The sequence below is a fragment of the Variovorax sp. AC194 genome (genome assembly GCF_979257995.1).
The window spans coordinates 1,534,826-1,550,932 of sequence record NZ_OZ409823.1 but is presented as its reverse complement, the minus strand read 5'-3'; the positions used below and the strand labels follow the sequence as shown (position 1 = coordinate 1,550,932).

The 16,107-nt window shown below is 68.6% G+C and carries 13 protein-coding genes; 12 read left to right on the top strand and 1 reads right to left on the bottom strand.

The window, feature by feature from the left end; translation table 11 throughout:
- The first annotated feature begins 19 nt into the window (after positions 1-19).
- The 12 genes from ACZYRS_RS07455 to ACZYRS_RS07400 all read left to right on the top strand — a co-directional run bounded on the left by ACZYRS_RS07455 (position 20) and on the right by ACZYRS_RS07400 (position 14,939).
- Entirely contained in the window at positions 20-1,312 is a 1,293-nt protein-coding gene (locus tag ACZYRS_RS07455) for an NAD(P)/FAD-dependent oxidoreductase (protein WP_463418723.1), read from the top strand.
- A 65-nt stretch (positions 1,313-1,377) separates the two neighbouring features.
- Positions 1,378-3,000, top strand: a complete 1,623-nt coding sequence (locus ACZYRS_RS07450; protein WP_198785012.1) for an ABC transporter substrate-binding protein — start codon at positions 1,378-1,380, stop codon at positions 2,998-3,000.
- Positions 3,001-3,034: 34 nt separating this feature from the next.
- A complete protein-coding gene (locus ACZYRS_RS07445) occupies positions 3,035-3,991 on the top strand; it encodes an ABC transporter permease (RefSeq protein ID WP_463418722.1) in 957 nt (318 codons plus the stop codon).
- Positions 3,992-4,001: 10 nt separating this feature from the next.
- Positions 4,002-4,934, top strand: a complete 933-nt coding sequence (locus tag ACZYRS_RS07440; RefSeq protein ID WP_463418721.1) for an ABC transporter permease — start codon at positions 4,002-4,004, stop codon at positions 4,932-4,934.
- The gene (locus tag ACZYRS_RS07435; protein WP_463418720.1) at positions 4,934-6,580 is read left to right on the top strand and encodes an ABC transporter ATP-binding protein; all 1,647 of its coding nucleotides are present in this window, start codon (positions 4,934-4,936) and stop codon (positions 6,578-6,580) included. The genes ACZYRS_RS07440 and ACZYRS_RS07435 overlap by 1 nt, the downstream gene beginning before the upstream one ends.
- An 11-nt stretch (positions 6,581-6,591) precedes the next feature.
- A complete protein-coding gene (locus ACZYRS_RS07430; RefSeq protein WP_463418719.1) occupies positions 6,592-7,680 on the top strand; it encodes a tartrate dehydrogenase in 1,089 nt (362 codons plus the stop codon).
- A gap of 40 nt (positions 7,681-7,720) precedes the next feature.
- Positions 7,721-9,199: an NAD-dependent succinate-semialdehyde dehydrogenase gene (locus ACZYRS_RS07425; RefSeq protein ID WP_463418718.1), complete on the top strand. Its 1,479-nt coding sequence runs from the start codon at positions 7,721-7,723 to the stop codon at positions 9,197-9,199.
- 251 nt (positions 9,200-9,450) lie between these two features.
- Complete coding sequence (locus ACZYRS_RS07420) at positions 9,451-9,804, top strand: cupin domain-containing protein (protein WP_198785006.1); 354 nt, start codon at positions 9,451-9,453, stop codon at positions 9,802-9,804.
- 51 nt (positions 9,805-9,855) lie between these two features.
- Positions 9,856-11,295, top strand: a complete 1,440-nt coding sequence (locus ACZYRS_RS07415; RefSeq protein ID WP_463418717.1) for an aldehyde dehydrogenase family protein — start codon at positions 9,856-9,858, stop codon at positions 11,293-11,295.
- Between the two features lie 77 nt (positions 11,296-11,372).
- Positions 11,373-12,698: an NAD(P)/FAD-dependent oxidoreductase gene (locus tag ACZYRS_RS07410; protein ID WP_463418716.1), complete on the top strand. Its 1,326-nt coding sequence runs from the start codon at positions 11,373-11,375 to the stop codon at positions 12,696-12,698.
- A 14-nt stretch (positions 12,699-12,712) separates the two neighbouring features.
- Positions 12,713-13,612 (top strand): GNAT family N-acetyltransferase, encoded by a 900-nt coding sequence (locus tag ACZYRS_RS07405; RefSeq protein ID WP_463418715.1) that lies wholly within the window; start codon positions 12,713-12,715, stop codon positions 13,610-13,612.
- Positions 13,613-13,661: 49 nt separating this feature from the next.
- Complete coding sequence (locus ACZYRS_RS07400) at positions 13,662-14,939, top strand: NAD(P)/FAD-dependent oxidoreductase (RefSeq protein WP_463422461.1); 1,278 nt, start codon at positions 13,662-13,664, stop codon at positions 14,937-14,939.
- 317 nt (positions 14,940-15,256) lie between these two features.
- On the opposite strand, the gene ACZYRS_RS07395 is transcribed toward ACZYRS_RS07400, so the two are convergent.
- A complete protein-coding gene (locus ACZYRS_RS07395) occupies positions 15,257-15,970 on the bottom strand; it encodes a hypothetical protein (protein WP_463418714.1) in 714 nt (237 codons plus the stop codon).
- Positions 15,971-16,107 lie beyond the last annotated feature (137 nt).

Genomic DNA, 16,107 nt, shown 5'->3' with positions numbered 1-16,107 from the left:
CCGCTCTTCTCTTCATGCCATGAAGCTCGATTCCTACTGGACCGATTCGGCACCGGCCTTCTCGCCCGCGGCGCACGCGCTGCCGGGGCAGGTCGACGTCGCGATCGTGGGCGGCGGCTTCACGGGCCTGTCGGCGGCGCTGGCATTCGCACGGCGCGGCGCCCGCGTGGCGGTGCTGGAGGCCGGCACGCGGGTGGCGGCCGAAGCATCGGGGCGCAACGGCGGGCACGTGAACAACGGGCTGGCCATGGACTATGCCGATGTGGCGGCCAAGGTCGGCATCGAGAAAGCCCGCGCCTGGTACCACGCCTACGACGCCGCGGTGGACAGCGTGGCGCGGCTGGTGCGCGAGGAGGAGATCGACTGCGACTTCCTGCGCCACGGCAAGCTCAAGCTCGCCACGCGGGCGAACCAGATGGCCGCGCTCGAACGCAGCGCGCAGCGCCTGGCCGACGACGGCGTGGACACCGACGTCGAAGTGCTGGACGCGGCACAGGTGCGCGCCGAGGTGCAGAGCGAGCGTTTCCACGGCGGGCTGCTCTACAAGCGCAGCGGCCAGATGCACATGGGCCGCTTCGCCCACGGCCTGGCCACCGCCGCTCAGCGCCACGGCGCGCAGATCCACACCGCCACCGCCGTGGAACGCATCGAGCGCATCGGCCAGGGCCACGCGCACCGGTTGCACACCGCGCGCGGCAGCGTCACCGCGCAGCAGGTGCTGCTGGCCACCGGCGCCACGCGCCATGGGGGCTACGGCAGCTTCGGCTGGCTGCGCCGGCGCATCGTGCCGATCGGCAGCTTCATCGTGGTGACCGAGCCGCTGGGCGCCGAGCGCGCGCAGGCGCTGCTGGCGGCGCGGCGCACCTACACGACGGTGGCGAACATCCATCACTACTTCCGCCTCACGGCCGATCACCGGCTGGTGTTCGGCGGGCGGGCGCGCTTCGCCGTCTCCAGCCCGCAGTCGGATGCGGCGAGCGGCGAGGTCCTGCGCGCAGGGCTGGCCCAGACCTTTCCGCAGTTGGGCGCCGTGCGGCTGGACTACTGCTGGGGCGGCCTCGTGGACATGACACAGGACCGCCTGCCCCATGCCGGCGAGCGCGACGGCCTCTACTACGCCATGGGCTACAGCGGCCACGGCACGCAGATGTCGGTCCACATGGGCGAGCGCATGGCCGCCGCGATGGGCGGCGATGCGCGCGCCAACCCCTGGCAGGGCCGCGACTGGCCCGCCATTCCCGGTCACTTCGGCCCGCCCTGGTTCCTGCCGGCGGTGGGCATGTACTACCGGCTCAAGGACAGGCTGGCCTGAGCGCCGCCGCCCGATCTGCGTTCCCCTCGATTTCTTCCACCCACGGCCTCCCAGGAGTACCCACCATGAGCGACAGCAAGAACAAGAGCCTCGAACAACTCGTCGGCCCCGGCGAAAGCCTTCGCATGATGGGGTCGCTGCAGCGCGGCGCCTCGCGGCGCGACATCCTGGCGATGCTCGTGGCCGGCGGCATGCAGGCCACGCTGGCCGGCAGCCTGGCGGGCATGGCGGTGTCGGCGCATGCGCAGACGCCGCGGCGCGGCGGGCGCATCCGGGTGGCGGGCGCCACGGCCGCGGCCACCGACACGCTCGATCCGGCCAAGCAGTCGAACCAGACCGACTACTCGCGCTGCAACATGGTCTACAACGGCCTGACCTCGCTGGACGGCAGCCTCACGCCGCAGCCCGCGCTGGCCGAATCGTTCAGCACCAAGGACGCCAAGACCTGGGTCTTCACCCTGCGCAAGGGCGTTACCTTTCACGACGGCAAGGCGCTCTCGCCGGCCGACGTGGTGTTCTCGGTGATGCGCCACAAGGACCCGGCCACCGCGTCCAAGGCCAAGGTGCTGGCCGACCAGATCGAGAGCGCCAAGGCCACGGGCGCGAACGAGGTGACCTTCGTGCTCAGCGCACCGAACGCCGACCTGCCGGTGATCCTGGGCACCTCGCACTTCCAGATCGTCAAGGAGGGCACCACCGACTTCAACGCGGGCATCGGCACCGGCCCCTACAAGCTCAAGGAATTCAAGCCCGGCATCCGCTCGCTGGTGGTGCGCAACGACGCCTACTGGAAACCGGGCAGGCCCTACCTGGACGAGATCGAATTCGTGGGCATCGGCGACGAGAGCGCGCGCGTGAACGCGTTGCTCTCCGGCGGCATGGACCTGGTGGGCTCGGTCAACCCGCGCTCGGTGGACCGCGTGAAGGGCACGCCCGGCTTCGGCATCTTCGTCACCCAGTCGGGCCAGTACTCCGACCTGGTGATGCGCAAGGACGTGGGGCCGGGCGCCAACCCGGATTTCGTGCTCGGCATGAAGCACCTGTTCGACCGCGAGCAGATGAAAAAGACCATCGCGCTGGACTACGCGGTGATCGGCAACGATCAGCCCATCGACCCGACCAACCGCTTCCACTTCGCCGGCCTGCCACAGCGCCCCTTCGACCTGGACAAGGCCAAGTTCCACCTGCAGAAGGCCGGCATCACCGGCAAGGTGCCGATGGTGGCATCGCCCGCGGCGCTGTACTCGGTGGAGATGTCCCTGTTGCTGCAGCAGACGGCGCAGCGCGCGGGCCTGGAGCTCGATATCAAGCGCATGCCGGCCGACGGCTACTGGTCCAACCACTGGCTCAACAGCCACGTCGGCTTCGGCAACGTGAACCCGCGACCGAGCGCCGACGTGCTGCTCACGCAGTTCTTCCAGTCGGGCGCGGCATGGAACGAGTCGCGCTGGAAGAGCGAGAAGTTCGACCAGCTGCTGCTGGCCTCGCGCGCCGAAACCGACCTGGCCAAGCGCAAGCAGATGTATGCCGACATGCAGACCATGATCCACCAGGACGCGGGCATCGGCATCCCGCTGTTCCTGGCGAGCATCGACGGCCACAGCGCCAAGCTCAAGGGCCTCGCGCCCATTCCGCTGGGCGGGCTCATGGGTTACAACTTCGCCGAGAACGTGTGGCTCGAGGCATGAGCCGCGCGGGCCGTCGCTCGATCGGATGTTCGCCATGAACCGCGTGATCCTCAAGCTCCTGGGCCAGCGCATCGCGCTCGCGCTCGTGTCGCTGCTGGCAGTGTCGGTGATCGTGTTCGCGATCACCGCGGTGCTGCCCGGCGATGCCGCGCAGGAGCAGCTGGGCCAGGACGCCACGCCCGAAGCGGTGGCTGCGCTGCGCGCCCAGATGGGCCTGGACGTGCCGGCGCCCCAGCGCTATGCGAAGTGGCTCCTGGGCATGCTCAAGGGCGACCCGGGTCTCTCGGCCACCACGCAGATGCCGGTGGCCGAGCTGATTGCGAGCCGCCTGCCCAACTCGCTGCTGCTGGCCGCGGTCACGGCGCTGTTCTCGGTGCCGATCGCGCTGGCGCTGGGCATCGCCTCGGCGGTGTGGCGCGGCTCGTGGTTCGACCGCGCCGCCTCCACCAGCGCGGTGGCGGTGGTGTCGGTGCCGGAGTTCCTGGTCGCGACGCTGGCGGTGCTGGTGTTCGCGGTCAAGCTGCGATGGCTGCCGGCGCTTTCGTTCGTCAACGACATCGAGTCGCTGGGCCAGCTGCTGCGCGCCTTCGCGATGCCGGTGCTGGTGCTGTGCTGCGTGATCGTGGCGCAGATGATGCGCATGACGCGCGCCGCGGTGATCGACCAGCTGGAGGCGCCCTACATCGAGATGGTGCGCCTGAAGGGCGCCTCGCCGATGCGCATGGTGCTCGCGCATGCGTTGCCCAATGCGGTGGGCCCGATCGCCAATGCGGTGGCGCTGAGCCTGTCGTACCTGCTGGGCGGCGTGATCATCGTGGAGACGATCTTCAACTATCCGGGCATCGCCAAGCTCATGGTCGACGGCGTCTCGCAGCGCGACATGCCGCTCGTGCAGACCTGCGCCATGATCTTCTGCTGCGCCTACCTGATCCTGGTGACGACGGCCGACATCTTCGGCATCCTGGCCAACCCGCGGCTGCGGCATCGCTGAAGGAAACCTCATGGAAACCTCCACCTCTTCAGCCGCCGCGAGTGCCGCGGCGCCCGTGGTGCCCCTGGTGCCAGTGGTGCCAGTGGTGCCGGCACCGCAGGAACGCAGGCGCCGCATGCTGCCGTGGCTCGGCGGCTTCGGCGTCTCGGGCCTGCTGGGCCTGGCGGTCCTGCTGTTCTGGCTGCTCGCGGCGCTGCTGGGTCCATGGCTGCTCTCGCACGGCACGGCGGCGATGGGCACCTCCAACGTCTTCGAGCCGATGAGCGCGGCGCACTGGCTCGGGACCGACTACCTGGGCCGCGACATGCTGGCGCTCATCATCGAAGGTGCGCGCTACACGATCGGCGTCGCGCTGCTGGCCACGCTGCTGGCCAGCGGCACCGGCACCACGCTCGCGCTGCTGGCCGCCGCCAGCGGCCGCTGGACCGACACCCTGCTCAGCCGCGGCCTGGACACGCTGACCGCGATCCCGAGCAAGATGTTCGCGCTCATCATGGTGGCGGGCTTCGGCTCGTCGGTGGCGATGCTGGTGGTCACCGCGGCCATCATCTACGTGCCGGGCGCCTACCGCATGGCGCGCTCGCTGGCCGTGAACATCAATGCGCTGGATTACGTGACCGTGGCGCGCACGCGTGGCGAAGGCACGCTCTACATCATGCTGCGCGAGATCCTGCCCAACATCCTGGGCCCGATGCTGGCCGACCTGGGGCTGCGCTTCGTCTACGTCGTGCTGCTGCTGGCGAGCCTGAGCTTCCTCGGGCTGGGCATCCAGCCGCCGGCGGCCGACTGGGGCTCGCTCGTGCGCGAGAACATCGGCGCGCTGGCCATGGGCGGCGCCTCGGTGATCGTGCCGGCGCTGGCCATCGCGAGCCTGACCATCGCGGTGAACCTGGTCATCGACAACCTGCCCGGCCGTGCCGCGCGCGAACGAGGAGCACGCTGATGGGCGCCCCACTCACCGTCGAAGGCCTGTGCATCGTGGCCGGCGGCAGCACGCTGGTCGATTCCCTGAGCTTCTCGGTGCGGCCCGGCGAAGTGCTGGCGCTGATCGGCGAATCGGGCTCGGGCAAGACCACCACCGCGCTCGCATTGATGGGCCATGCGCGAAGCGGCTGCCGCATCGCGGCCGGCCGCGTGCAGATCGGCGACATCGACGTGCTGGCGCTCGATGCCCGTGCGCAGCGCGCATTGCGCGGCCGCACCGTCGCCTACATCGCGCAGAGCGCGGCTGCATCGTTCAACCCTTCGCGCACGATCATGGACCAGGTGGTCGAGCCCACGGTGATCCACGGCCTGTGCAAGCGGGCCGAGGCCGAGGCGAAAGCGGTGCAGCTGTTCCGCGAACTCGCGCTGCCCGACCCGGAAGGCATCGGCGCGCGCTATCCGCACCAGGTGTCGGGCGGCCAGCTGCAGCGGCTGATGGCGGCGATGGCGCTGATCGGCGACCCCGACCTGGTGATCCTGGACGAGCCGACCACCGCGCTGGACGTGACCACGCAGATCGAGGTGCTGCGCGCCTTCCGGCGCGTGGTGCGCGAGCGCCGCGCGACCGCCGTGTACGTGAGCCACGACCTCGCGGTGGTGGCGCAAATGGCGGACCACGTGCTGGTGCTGCGCAACGGCGCCATGCGGGAGCTGAACGCGACCGCGCAGTTGCTGGCAACGCCGGTCGACGACTACACCAAGAGTCTGCTGGCCGCCGCCCGGCCGGCGGTGCGCGCACCGGCCCAGGCCGCGAGCGACGATCCCGAGCTGCTGCTCGAGGTGCGCCAGCTCTCGGCCGGCTACGGCCCGGTGGACGCGCAGGGGCGTCCGGCCAAGCCGATCCTGGAAGGCATCGACCTGAAGCTCTACCGCGGGCAGGCCATCGGTGTGATCGGCGAATCGGGCTCGGGCAAGACCACGCTCGCGCGCGCGGTGGCGGGCCTGCTGGAGCCCAGCCACGGCAGCGTGCTGTTCCATGGCCGCGAACTGAAGCCGACGCTGCGGCAGCGCGAGCGCGACGAGCTGCGCCGCATCCAGATCGTGTTCCAGATGGCCGACACGGCGCTCAACCCGTCGCAGACCATCGAGCGCATCCTGGCGCGGCCGCTGCAGTTCTACAAGGGCCTGCGCGGCGAGCCGCTGCGCCACCGCATCCGCGAGCTGCTGGACCTGGTGAAGCTGCCGCAGACGGTGGCCGGGCGCCTGCCGGGCGGCCTCTCGGGCGGGCAGAAGCAGCGCGTGAACCTGGCGCGCGCGCTGGCGGCCGATCCGGACCTGATCCTCTGCGACGAGGTGACCTCCGCGCTGGACACGGTGGTCGGCGCGGCGGTGCTGGACCTGATGGCGGACCTCCGGCGCGAGCTGGGGGTGTCGTACCTCTTCATCAGCCACGACCTGCACACGGTGCGCGCGGTGTGCGACGAGATCGTGGTGATGCAGCACGGCAAGAAGCTCGCGCAGGTGGCGCGCGCCGACTACGACCGCGGCCCGCACCACCCCTACTACGAGCTGCTGGCGCGCTCGGTCCCCGAACTGCGCTGCGGCTGGCTCGACGAGATGGACCGCGCCGCGACCGCCACGGCAACCGCCACCGCCACACCATGACAAGGACCGAGATGACCCCGACCTTTCGCATTGCGCTGATCGCCGGCGACGGCATCGGCAAGGAAGTGATGCCCGAGGGCCTGCGCGTGGTGCTGGCCGCGGCCGAGCGCTTCGGCTTCGAGCTGGACTGCCGCACCTTCGACTGGGCCAGCGCGGACTACCACGCCGCGCACGGCCAGATGATGCCCGACGACTGGAAGGCGCAGCTCAAGGGCGTCGATGCGCTCTTCTTCGGCGCCGTCGGCTGGCCCGCGACCGTGCCCGACCATGTGTCGCTCTGGGGGTCGCTGCTGAAGTTCCGGCGCGAGTTCGACCAGTACATCAACCTGCGGCCGGTGCGCCTCTTCGAGGGCGTGCCCTGCCCGCTGGCCGGCCGCAAACCCGGCGACATCGACTACCTGGTGGTGCGCGAGAACACCGAGGGCGAATACACGTCGCTCGGCGGTGTGATGTACGAAGGCACCGAGCGCGAGATCGTGGTGCAGGAGTCGGTGTTCTCGCGCCATGGCACCGACCGCGTGCTGCGCTACGCCTGTGAGCTGGCCCGCGGCCGCGCGCGCAAGCACCTGACGGTGGCCACCAAGAGCAACGGCATCGCGATCAGCATGCCGTGGTGGGACGGCCGCGCCGATGCCATCGGCCGCGAGTACCCCGAAGTGACGATCGACAAGCAGCACATCGACATCCTCTCGGCCCGCTTCGTGCTGCAGCCCACGCGCTTCGACGTGGTGGTGGCGAGCAACCTGTTCGGCGACATCCTCTCGGACCTGGGGCCCGCGACCACCGGCACGATCGGTCTCGCGCCCTCGGCCAACCTCAATCCGGAGCGCAAGTTTCCGTCGCTCTTCGAGCCGGTGCACGGCTCGGCGCCCGACATCTACGGCCAGAACATCGCCAACCCGATCGCGATGATCTGGTCGGGCGCGCTGATGCTGGACTTTCTCACGCAGGGCCAGGGCGCGGGCCGCGCCGCGCATGACGCGATCCTCGGCGCCATCGAGGCGGTGCTGCGCGACGGGCCACGCACGCGCGATCTGGGCGGCACGGCTTCCACGACGGAACTGGGCATCGCCGTTGCCGAGCGCGTCGCCGCGGCCTGAAGCGTTTCTTGCTCCAACTCCTCACCGACCTCTTCATTCCATGCCACTCACTCTCCAACGCCAGGACCTGCTGCCTGGCCGCCATCTCATCGGCGCCGAATGGCGCGAAGCCAGCGATGCCCGCCGGCTCGACGTGACCGATCCCGCCACCGACGCCGTGTTCGCGAGCGTGCCCGACGGCACCGCCGCCGACGCGCGCGCCGCGGTCGATGCGGCGCATGCCGCCTTCCCCGCGTGGCGCGCCGTGCCGGCCAAGCAGCGCGCGCAAATCCTCAAGCGCTGGAACGACCTGATGCTCGCGCATCAGGAGGATCTGGGCCGCCTCATCTCGCGCGAACAGGGCAAGCCACTGGCCGAGGGCCGCGGCGAAGTGGCCTATGCGGCCAGCTATGTCGAATGGTTCGCCGAAGAGGCCACGCGCGCCAATGGCGAGGTGATTCCCGCACCGGTGAGCGGCCGGCGCATGCTCGCGTTGAAAGAACCGGTAGGCGTGGTGGCTGCCATCACGCCGTGGAATTTTCCGGCCGCGATGATCGCCCGCAAGATCGCCCCCGCGCTGGCCGCGGGCTGCACCGTGGTCTGCAAACCGGCCGAGGACACGCCGCTCACTTCGCTCGCGCTCGTGAAGCTCGCGCAGGAAGCGGGCGTGCCGGCGGGCGTGCTCAACATCGTGACGGCGTCGCGCGAACGCACGCCCGACGTGGTCGATGTGTGGCTGGCCGATGCGCGCGTGCGCAAGATCAGCTTCACCGGTTCCACGCCGGTCGGCAAGCACCTCGCGCGCGCCTCGGCCGATACGCTCAAGAAGCTCTCGCTCGAGCTGGGCGGCAATGCGCCCTTCATCGTGTTCGAGGACGCCGACATCGACGCCGCGGTGGAAGGCCTGATGGCCGCCAAGTTCCGCAACGGCGGACAGACCTGCGTGTGCCCGAACCGCGTGTTCGTGCAGGCCAAGGTGCACGAGGCCTTCGTCGACAAGCTGGCGGCGCGCGTCGGCGCACTGAAGGTCGGCCCCGCCGCCGAGCCCGACTCGCAGATCGGCCCGATGATCAACGCGCGCGCCGTCGACAAGATCGAGCGCCATGTGCGCGATGCCGTGGCCCGGGGCGCGCGCATCGCGGTCGGCGGCGAGCGGCTGCGTTCGGCGCGCTGCGACGGTCCCAACTACTACGCGCCGACCGTGCTGGTGAACGCCGACGCCAGCATGGAATGCAGCTGCGAGGAAACCTTCGGGCCCGTGGTTCCGGTCACGCGCTTCGAGACCGAGGCCGAGGTGATCGCGGCCGCCAACGACACGCCCTTCGGGCTTGCCGCGTACTTCTATTCGAGCGACGTGCGCCGCATCTGGCGCGTGGCCGAGGCCCTCGAATCGGGCATCGTGGGCATCAACGAAGGCGCGCTGGCCGCCGAGGCGGCGCCCTTCGGCGGGGTCAAGGAATCGGGCTATGGCCGCGAGGGCTCGGTGCACGGCCTGGACGACTACATGCACATCAAGTACCTGTGCCAGGGCGGGTTGTAGGCGCGCTCGAGTCGGCCATCGGCGTTCATTCGGCCTCGTGTTCGACAAGACCGCGCAAGCCAGTGAAATCGCCTGAGCCCGCGTGCCTTGCCATGCGAACACGTCACCCGTTTTCCGGTGCCGGCACGATCCACCGATGGGCACTCGCAAACACGCATTTCACGCTTTTCGGGGTACATGGTTCAGCACCAACGCGGCAGTGCTTTCTCTAGCATGGAGCCACCATCCGATCCATGCGAACAAGGTTCCTCATGTCCAGACTTCTTGTGCCTTTCAACTTCGACGAACTCGGCGAGCCGCGTGAATACCGTCCGCCGGCAGAACGCGTGATCGAGGGCGATGTCGTATGCCGCAACTGGGATGTGGACAGCGCCAAGGACGGCAAGGTGCGCGCGGGCGTGTTCGAGTCGAGCGTGGGCGTGAACCATTCCATCAAGGGAGAGGCGTGGGAGTTCTGCCTGATCCTTTCGGGCGTGGTGGAAATCACCGAGCAGGGCCAGCCGCCCTCGACCTTCAAGGCGGGCGACTGCTTCATCATGAAGCCGGGCTATGTCGGCACCTGGCGCACCATCGAGACGGTGCGCAAGGTGTGGGTTATCGCTTGAACCGAAGTTTGACCGGCCGCGGCCGGACGCTCCATCGAATGAAAGTTTGGCATGGCAGTTAACCACCTCAGGCGCGACGACACCCGGCTCTACATCGATGGGGGCTGGCAGGACCGCGCCGGTGCCGCAAGCATCGCGGTCGTCGATCCGTTTTCCGAAGAGGTCATCGGGCATGTCGCGGCGGGTTCCTCGGCCGACGTCGAACTGGCCGTCGCCGCGGCACGGCGCGCGTTCGAGACGTTTTCTCGAAGCACCGTCCAGGATCGGCTGGCGCTGCTGGGCCGAATCCTCGCGCTGCTGGAGGAGCGTGCGGAAGCGTTCGCGCAAGCCATCGTGGCGGAGATGGGCGCGCCGATCGCGTTCGCCCGCTCTGCCCACGTGCCCTTCGGCATCGCGCACGTTCGCACCCAGATGGAAGTGCTTGCGCACTACAGCTTTCTGTCCCGCAAAGACGGCATCGCCATTTCGAAGGAACCGATCGGCGTGTGCGCGTTGATCACGCCATGGAACTGGCCGCTGTACCAGATCACCGCCAAGGTCGCGCCGGCCATCGCCGCCGGCTGCACGGTCGTGCTCAAGCCCAGCGAGCTGTCGCCCTACAGCGCGCAGCTCTTCGCGCAGGTGATGCACGATGCGGGCACGCCCGCCGGGGTCTTCAACCTGGTCGGCGGCACGGGCGAAGTGGTCGGTGCGGCGCTGGCGGCGCACCCCGATGTGGACATGATCTCCATCACCGGATCGACGCGCGCCGGCGTGCTCGTGGCCCAGGCGGCCGCGGTGACGGTCAAGCGCGTGGTGCAGGAACTGGGCGGCAAGTCGCCGAACCTCTTTCTGGACGATGCCGATTTCGAGCAAGGCGTGGCCAAGGGCGTGTTGGCGGGCATGCGCAACGCGGGCCAGTCGTGCAGCGCGCCCACGCGCATGCTGGTGCCCGCATCGCGGCTGGCCGAGGTCGAGGCATTGGCACTGGCGGCGGCGGGGGGCATCGCGGTGGGCGACCCGCGCGACGAGAAGACATCGATGGGCCCGATCGCCAACGCCGCGCAGTACGCGCGGGTGCAGGCGCTGATCGCCAGCGGCATCGAAGAAGGCGCCAGGCTGGTCTGCGGCGGTCCCGGCAGGCCCGCGGGCCTGGCGCACGGCTACTTCGCGCGGCCGACGGTGCTGTCCGAAGTGACGCCCGCGATGCGGGTGGCGCGCGAAGAGATCTTCGGCCCCGTGCTGGTGCTCATGCCCTACCGGGACGAGCACGAGGGCATCGCGATGGCGAACGACACGGTCTATGGGCTCAGCGCCCATGTGCAGTCGGGCGACCGCGAGCGGGCCCGGCGCGTGGCGTCGCAACTGCGCGCCGGCCAGGTGCACATCAACTACCCGGCATGGAACAGCCACGCGCCGTTCGGCGGCTACAAGCGCTCGGGCAACGGCCGCGAATACGGCGTGCACGGGCTCGAGGAATATCTGGAGACCAAGGCGGTCCTCGGTGACTGAGCTTGCCTCCGGGAACGATGGACGCGCGACCCCCCGCTGTCTTGCAGCCTTTCACTGAAGCCCTTACGGATATCTCCATGCCTGTACCTCTAGTTCCCGTCGAATCGAGCCCCGAGCTGCCCACGCACGCCGACGTCGTCGTGATCGGCGGCGGCATCATCGGCGTCTTTGCCGCGTACTACATGGCAAGGCGCGGACTGAAGGTGGCGCTGGTCGAAAAGGGGCGCGTCGGCGCCGAGCAGTCGAGCCGCAACTGGGGCTGGTGCCGCCAACAGAACCGCGATGCGCGCGAATTGCCGATGGCCACCAGGAGCCTGGACCTGTGGGAACAGTTCACCGCCGAAACCGGCGAGATGACCGGGTTCCGCCGATGCGGCCTGCTCTACCTGAGCAACAGCGAAAAGGAACTGGCCGGCTGGGCCCGCTGGGGAGAATTCGCGCGCACCGTCGACGTGAAGACCCAGATGCTGACCGCCCAGGAGGCCGCTCGCCACGGCCGGGCGACCGGCAAGCCGTGGAAGGGCGGTGTCTTTTCGCCGACCGACGGCACCGCGGACCCCTCGCTCGCGGCCCCTGCCGTGGCGCGCGCCTTGATGAAGCTGGGCGGCACGATTCACCAGGGCTGCGCGGCGCGCGGCCTGGAGACCGAGGGCGGACGGCTCTCGGCCGTGGTCACCGAGCGCGGCACCATCCGCACCAAGGTCGCGGTGCTCGCCGGCGGCGCGTGGGCATCCTCGTTCTGCCGCCAGTACGGCATCCGGTTTCCCCAGGCGGCGATCCGGCAGACGATGCTGTCGGTCACCACCGCCAGCAAGGAGCTTCCGCCTGCGCTGCACACGACCGGCGTCTCCATGACGCGGCGCCAGGACGGCCGGTACGCGCTGGCCATCAGCGGCCGCGGCCGCGTGGACCCGACGCCGCAGCTTCTGCGTTTTGCGCCGCAGTTCCTGCCGATGTTCCAGCGGCGATGGCGCAACCTCGCACCCGGCGGCCTGGAAGGCGTTCGCTCGGGTCATGAAGGCCGCGCGCGCTGGCGGCTCGACCAGCCCACGCCGATGGAGCGCATGCGCGTTCTCGATCCGAAGGTGGACGCATCGGCCGTCCGCCTCACGTACAAGCGCGCCGTCGAACTGATGCCGGCGCTGGCGGACAGCACAGTCACCGCGACCTGGGCCGGCTACGTGGACAGCACGCCCGACGGCGTTCCGGGCATCGGCGAGATCACGAACCTGCCCGGGCTCGTGCTGGCGGCAGGTTTCAGCGGCCATGGCTTCGGCATCGGCCCCGGGGCCGGCCACCTGATCGCCGACATCGTGAGCGGCGCCGAACCGCTCGTGGACCCCCGCCCCTACCACCCGGACAGGTTCCTGTCGTCGGCGTGGGGCAAGGTGTCGGACTTCTAGGCCCAGGCGTTGCCATGACGTTCGCACCTCCGCGCGGCCCGAGCGCTTCGACGCAGAAGACGGCGCCGCAGTTGACCGCGCTGCGCGCCCATCACCTGCCGGACGCGGTCGGGCAATCCGCCGCGCTCGGCTGGCCCTACCGCGAGGCCGACTGGCGCTTCGCCTTCGGTCTGGGCAGCGGCTTCGCGGCGGAAGTCGCGGGCCGCCTGGTGGGCACGGCGATGTGGTGGCCCTATGGCGACACCCATGCCTCGGTGGGCATGGTCATCGTCGAGCCGGGCATGCAGGGGCGGGGCCTGGGACGCGCCTTGATGGGGAAGCTGCTTGAAGAGGCGCGCGATCGCACGGTGTTCCTGAACGCCACCGAGGAAGGGCTTGCGCTCTATGCGCAGCTCGGGTTCGTCGCACGCGGACAGGTGTTCCAGCACCAGGCCGTGCTGCCCGCGGAAACCCGTCTTGCCGCGACGCCCGCGAGCGTGCGGCCGCTGCGCGCAGCAGACGACGCGCGCGTGCGCCGGCTGGACCTGGCCGCCACCGGCATGGACCGGACCGCCTTGCTGGATGCGTTGTTCGCGACCGGAACGGCGATGGTCGTCGAGCGCGGCGACGGTGTGTCGGCCTACGCCTGCGCGAGAGAGTTCGGGCACGGCGTGGTGATCGGCCCGGTGATCGCATCGGGCGCGCGCGGTGCCGCCGATGCGATGGACCTCGTCGCCGCACTCGCCGCCCGAGCCCGCGGCCGGTTCCTTCGCATCGACGTGACCGGGGACAGCGGTCTTTCGGCCTGGCTCACGGAAATGGGGCTGCCCTGCGTCGGCCACGCGGTGCCCATGGTGCGCAACCCACAGGCTCGGTCGATCGATCCGGATGCGGACGCGCGCCTGTTCGCCCTTTCCAACCAGTCGTTCGGCTGACGCCCGGCCCTCCCCACCCACACGTCGCAGAGACGATGGACTCCACGCCATGAAATTGATGCCCTACTGGCTCGATACCGCCCCCAAATTCACCGCCGCGCAGACCGAAGCGCCGAGCGGCGATGTCGATGTGGCGGTGGTCGGCGCAGGCTTTACCGGCTTGTCCGCAGCGATCGCGCTGGCCAAAAAAGGCGCGAGCGTGGCGGTGTTCGATGCGGGCGCCATCGGCAGTGCCGCCTCCGGCCGCAACGGCGGCATGTGCAACAACGGTTTCGCGCAGGACTACACCGCGTTGTCGGGCAGGCTCGGCCGGGAGCGCGCCAACATGCTCTATCGCGCCTTCGACGCAGGCGTGTGCAAGGTGGAGTCGCTGATCGCCGAAGAAGGCATCGACTGCGACTTCAAACGGGTCGGCAAGCTCAAGCTCGCCGCCAAGCCGGAGCACTACGACAAGCTGGCCCGCTCGCAGGCGCTGATGGCGAAGGAATGCGATCCGGACACCCACATGGTCACGCGGGCAGACCTGCGCAGCGAGATCGGGTCCGACCGGTATTTCGGCGGCATGGTCTTCGGCAAGAGCGCCGGCATGCACGTGGGCCGCTATGGTCACGGCCTTGCCGTGGCGGCGGCCCGGCGCGGGGTGCGCATCTACGAGAACGCGCCGGTCGTCGGCCTGCAGCGCCAGAGCGGTTCGGTGCATCAGGTCGAAACGCCCGACGGCAGCGTCCGCGCCAGGCAGGTGCTACTCGCGACCGGCACGTCGGCCGTAGGGCCGCTGGCCTGGTTTCGCCGCCGCATCGTGCCCGTGGGCGCATTCATCATCGTGACCGAACCGCTGCCCGTCGAAGTCCTCGACCGCCTCACGCCGCGGCGCCGAATGACGACGGACACGAAGAACTTCGTCAACTACTTTCGCGTCACGCCCGACAACCGCTTGCTGTTCGGCGGCCGCGCGCGCTTCGCGGCATCCAACCCGGCGTCGGACATGAAGAGCGGCGCCATCCTGCAACGCTCCCTGGTAGAGGTTTTCCCGGAGCTCGGAGACACGCGCATCGACTACTGCTGGGGCGGCATGGTCGATATGACACGCGACCGATTGCCGCGCGCCGGCGAGCGCAACGGCCTTTTCTATTCCATGGGCTACAGCGGTCACGGAACCCACATGTCGACTTACATGGGCGCGATCATGGCCGAGGTGATGGACGGCCGCGCCGACCTGAACCCCTGGCGCGATTTCGACTGGCCCGCGATTCCGGGGCATTTCGGCAAGCCATGGTTTCTTCCGATCGTGGGGGCTTATTACCGGTTTCAGGATTTGGTGCGCTGAATTGGGGGGACCGGACTGATTGGCGGCGAGGGCGCCGGGGCGATTCGATCTTCGGTCTGTCCGAACCAAGGCAATTCAACTGACCGCGAGCCTGTGCCCCACAAAGGTCGAGGTGGACCGGGTCAGATACCGAGGGAATTCAACAAAGGGGCAACGCCTTGCCCTGTGCGCATTGCCGCGCGGATAGGCGGCCTGCTGGCGGAGAGTGTGTCCGCAAACTATTGAGCATCCATGCGGGTTGCGGGAGTGTTTTCTCTCGCTCCCCTCATCCTTGCCATCAACTCATCGACCTCTCTCCTATTCGCCAAGCAAGCATGTCAGGGCTGTCGCATTCCCGCGCTCCAAAGTTGCTCGTAGGTGGACTTCACGGCCGGAAATGCGTCGACGATCTGAGTCAAAACGGTTGCCGCTTTCTTCGCTCCGTCTTTAAACGAAGCTCCGGATTGATAGCACGCGACACCATCTACAAATATGTAGCGGTCGTGTAGCCCCGGAGATGTTCTGACTTCGATGGCGATGCCCTCCTGCTTTCTCAGCAGTTCAACCGCCGGAAGAAGCGTCTTCATTTGTCCTCCCAGCAAGCGCACCACGGTGGATGTTTTCACGTAAGGCAGGTATCGAGATACGAACTCCGCATCCAAGTACGGATCTACAAACAGAACGTCAACTTTCGCGAGCTCGATGACTTTCCTCAGTTCATCGAAGTAATCGAAGACGCCACCTTGGCCGATCGCACTTGTAAGAGGCCCAAGGCTTTGCATTCTGAGATCGCTTTGTGCTCGATGCAGCATCGTCACGATTTCTCGACACGCCTTCGTCTGCTTGAGTGCGTCATACGCGTGTAGATCCGAGACCCAACCGTCGAAACGAAGTGCGCTTTGAGCCGGGTTCCATGTTGATATGGCAGCAGCAGCTCTGCCCATCCATGCCTGGCTTTCCGGCGTGTCCTCGAATAACACGCTGCGATCCGGCATAGAGCGAATGACATCCTCTATCTCGGCGAGAAGCCTGAGTGCGTCGGCATCCATCATGAAGTCTCCCAATTCCCCCTGACGCCACCCGCTCCGACTCCACGCCATGGATGCATCGAACGCAGGTGCGCGCTAGGCAAGGTGGTTGGCGGATAAAAAGGCGACGGCAGGCATGAAAAAGCCCTCTGGAGAGGGCT

What these genes read in the sequence shown, in the direction of transcription:
- ACZYRS_RS07440 (WP_463418721.1), top strand. Translation starts at nt 4,002, where the DNA reads ATGGAAACCTCCACCTCTTCAGCCGCCGCGAGTGCCGCGGCGCCCGTG.
- ACZYRS_RS07405 (WP_463418715.1), top strand. Translation starts at nt 12,713, where the DNA reads ATGACGTTCGCACCTCCGCGCGGCCCGAGCGCTTCGACGCAGAAGACG.
- ACZYRS_RS07425 (WP_463418718.1), top strand. Translation starts at nt 7,721, where the DNA reads ATGCCACTCACTCTCCAACGCCAGGACCTGCTGCCTGGCCGCCATCTC.
- ACZYRS_RS07415 (WP_463418717.1), top strand. Translation starts at nt 9,856, where the DNA reads ATGGCAGTTAACCACCTCAGGCGCGACGACACCCGGCTCTACATCGAT.
- ACZYRS_RS07455 (WP_463418723.1), top strand. Translation starts at nt 20, where the DNA reads ATGAAGCTCGATTCCTACTGGACCGATTCGGCACCGGCCTTCTCGCCC.
- ACZYRS_RS07410 (WP_463418716.1), top strand. Translation starts at nt 11,373, where the DNA reads ATGCCTGTACCTCTAGTTCCCGTCGAATCGAGCCCCGAGCTGCCCACG.
- ACZYRS_RS07430 (WP_463418719.1), top strand. Translation starts at nt 6,592, where the DNA reads ATGACCCCGACCTTTCGCATTGCGCTGATCGCCGGCGACGGCATCGGC.
- ACZYRS_RS07450 (WP_198785012.1), top strand. Translation starts at nt 1,378, where the DNA reads ATGAGCGACAGCAAGAACAAGAGCCTCGAACAACTCGTCGGCCCCGGC.
- ACZYRS_RS07435 (WP_463418720.1), top strand. Translation starts at nt 4,934, where the DNA reads ATGGGCGCCCCACTCACCGTCGAAGGCCTGTGCATCGTGGCCGGCGGC.
- ACZYRS_RS07395 (WP_463418714.1), bottom strand. Translation starts at nt 15,970, where the DNA reads ATGATGGATGCCGACGCACTCAGGCTTCTCGCCGAGATAGAGGATGTC.
- ACZYRS_RS07445 (WP_463418722.1), top strand. Translation starts at nt 3,035, where the DNA reads ATGAACCGCGTGATCCTCAAGCTCCTGGGCCAGCGCATCGCGCTCGCG.
- ACZYRS_RS07400 (WP_463422461.1), top strand. Translation starts at nt 13,662, where the DNA reads ATGAAATTGATGCCCTACTGGCTCGATACCGCCCCCAAATTCACCGCC.
- ACZYRS_RS07420 (WP_198785006.1), top strand. Translation starts at nt 9,451, where the DNA reads ATGTCCAGACTTCTTGTGCCTTTCAACTTCGACGAACTCGGCGAGCCG.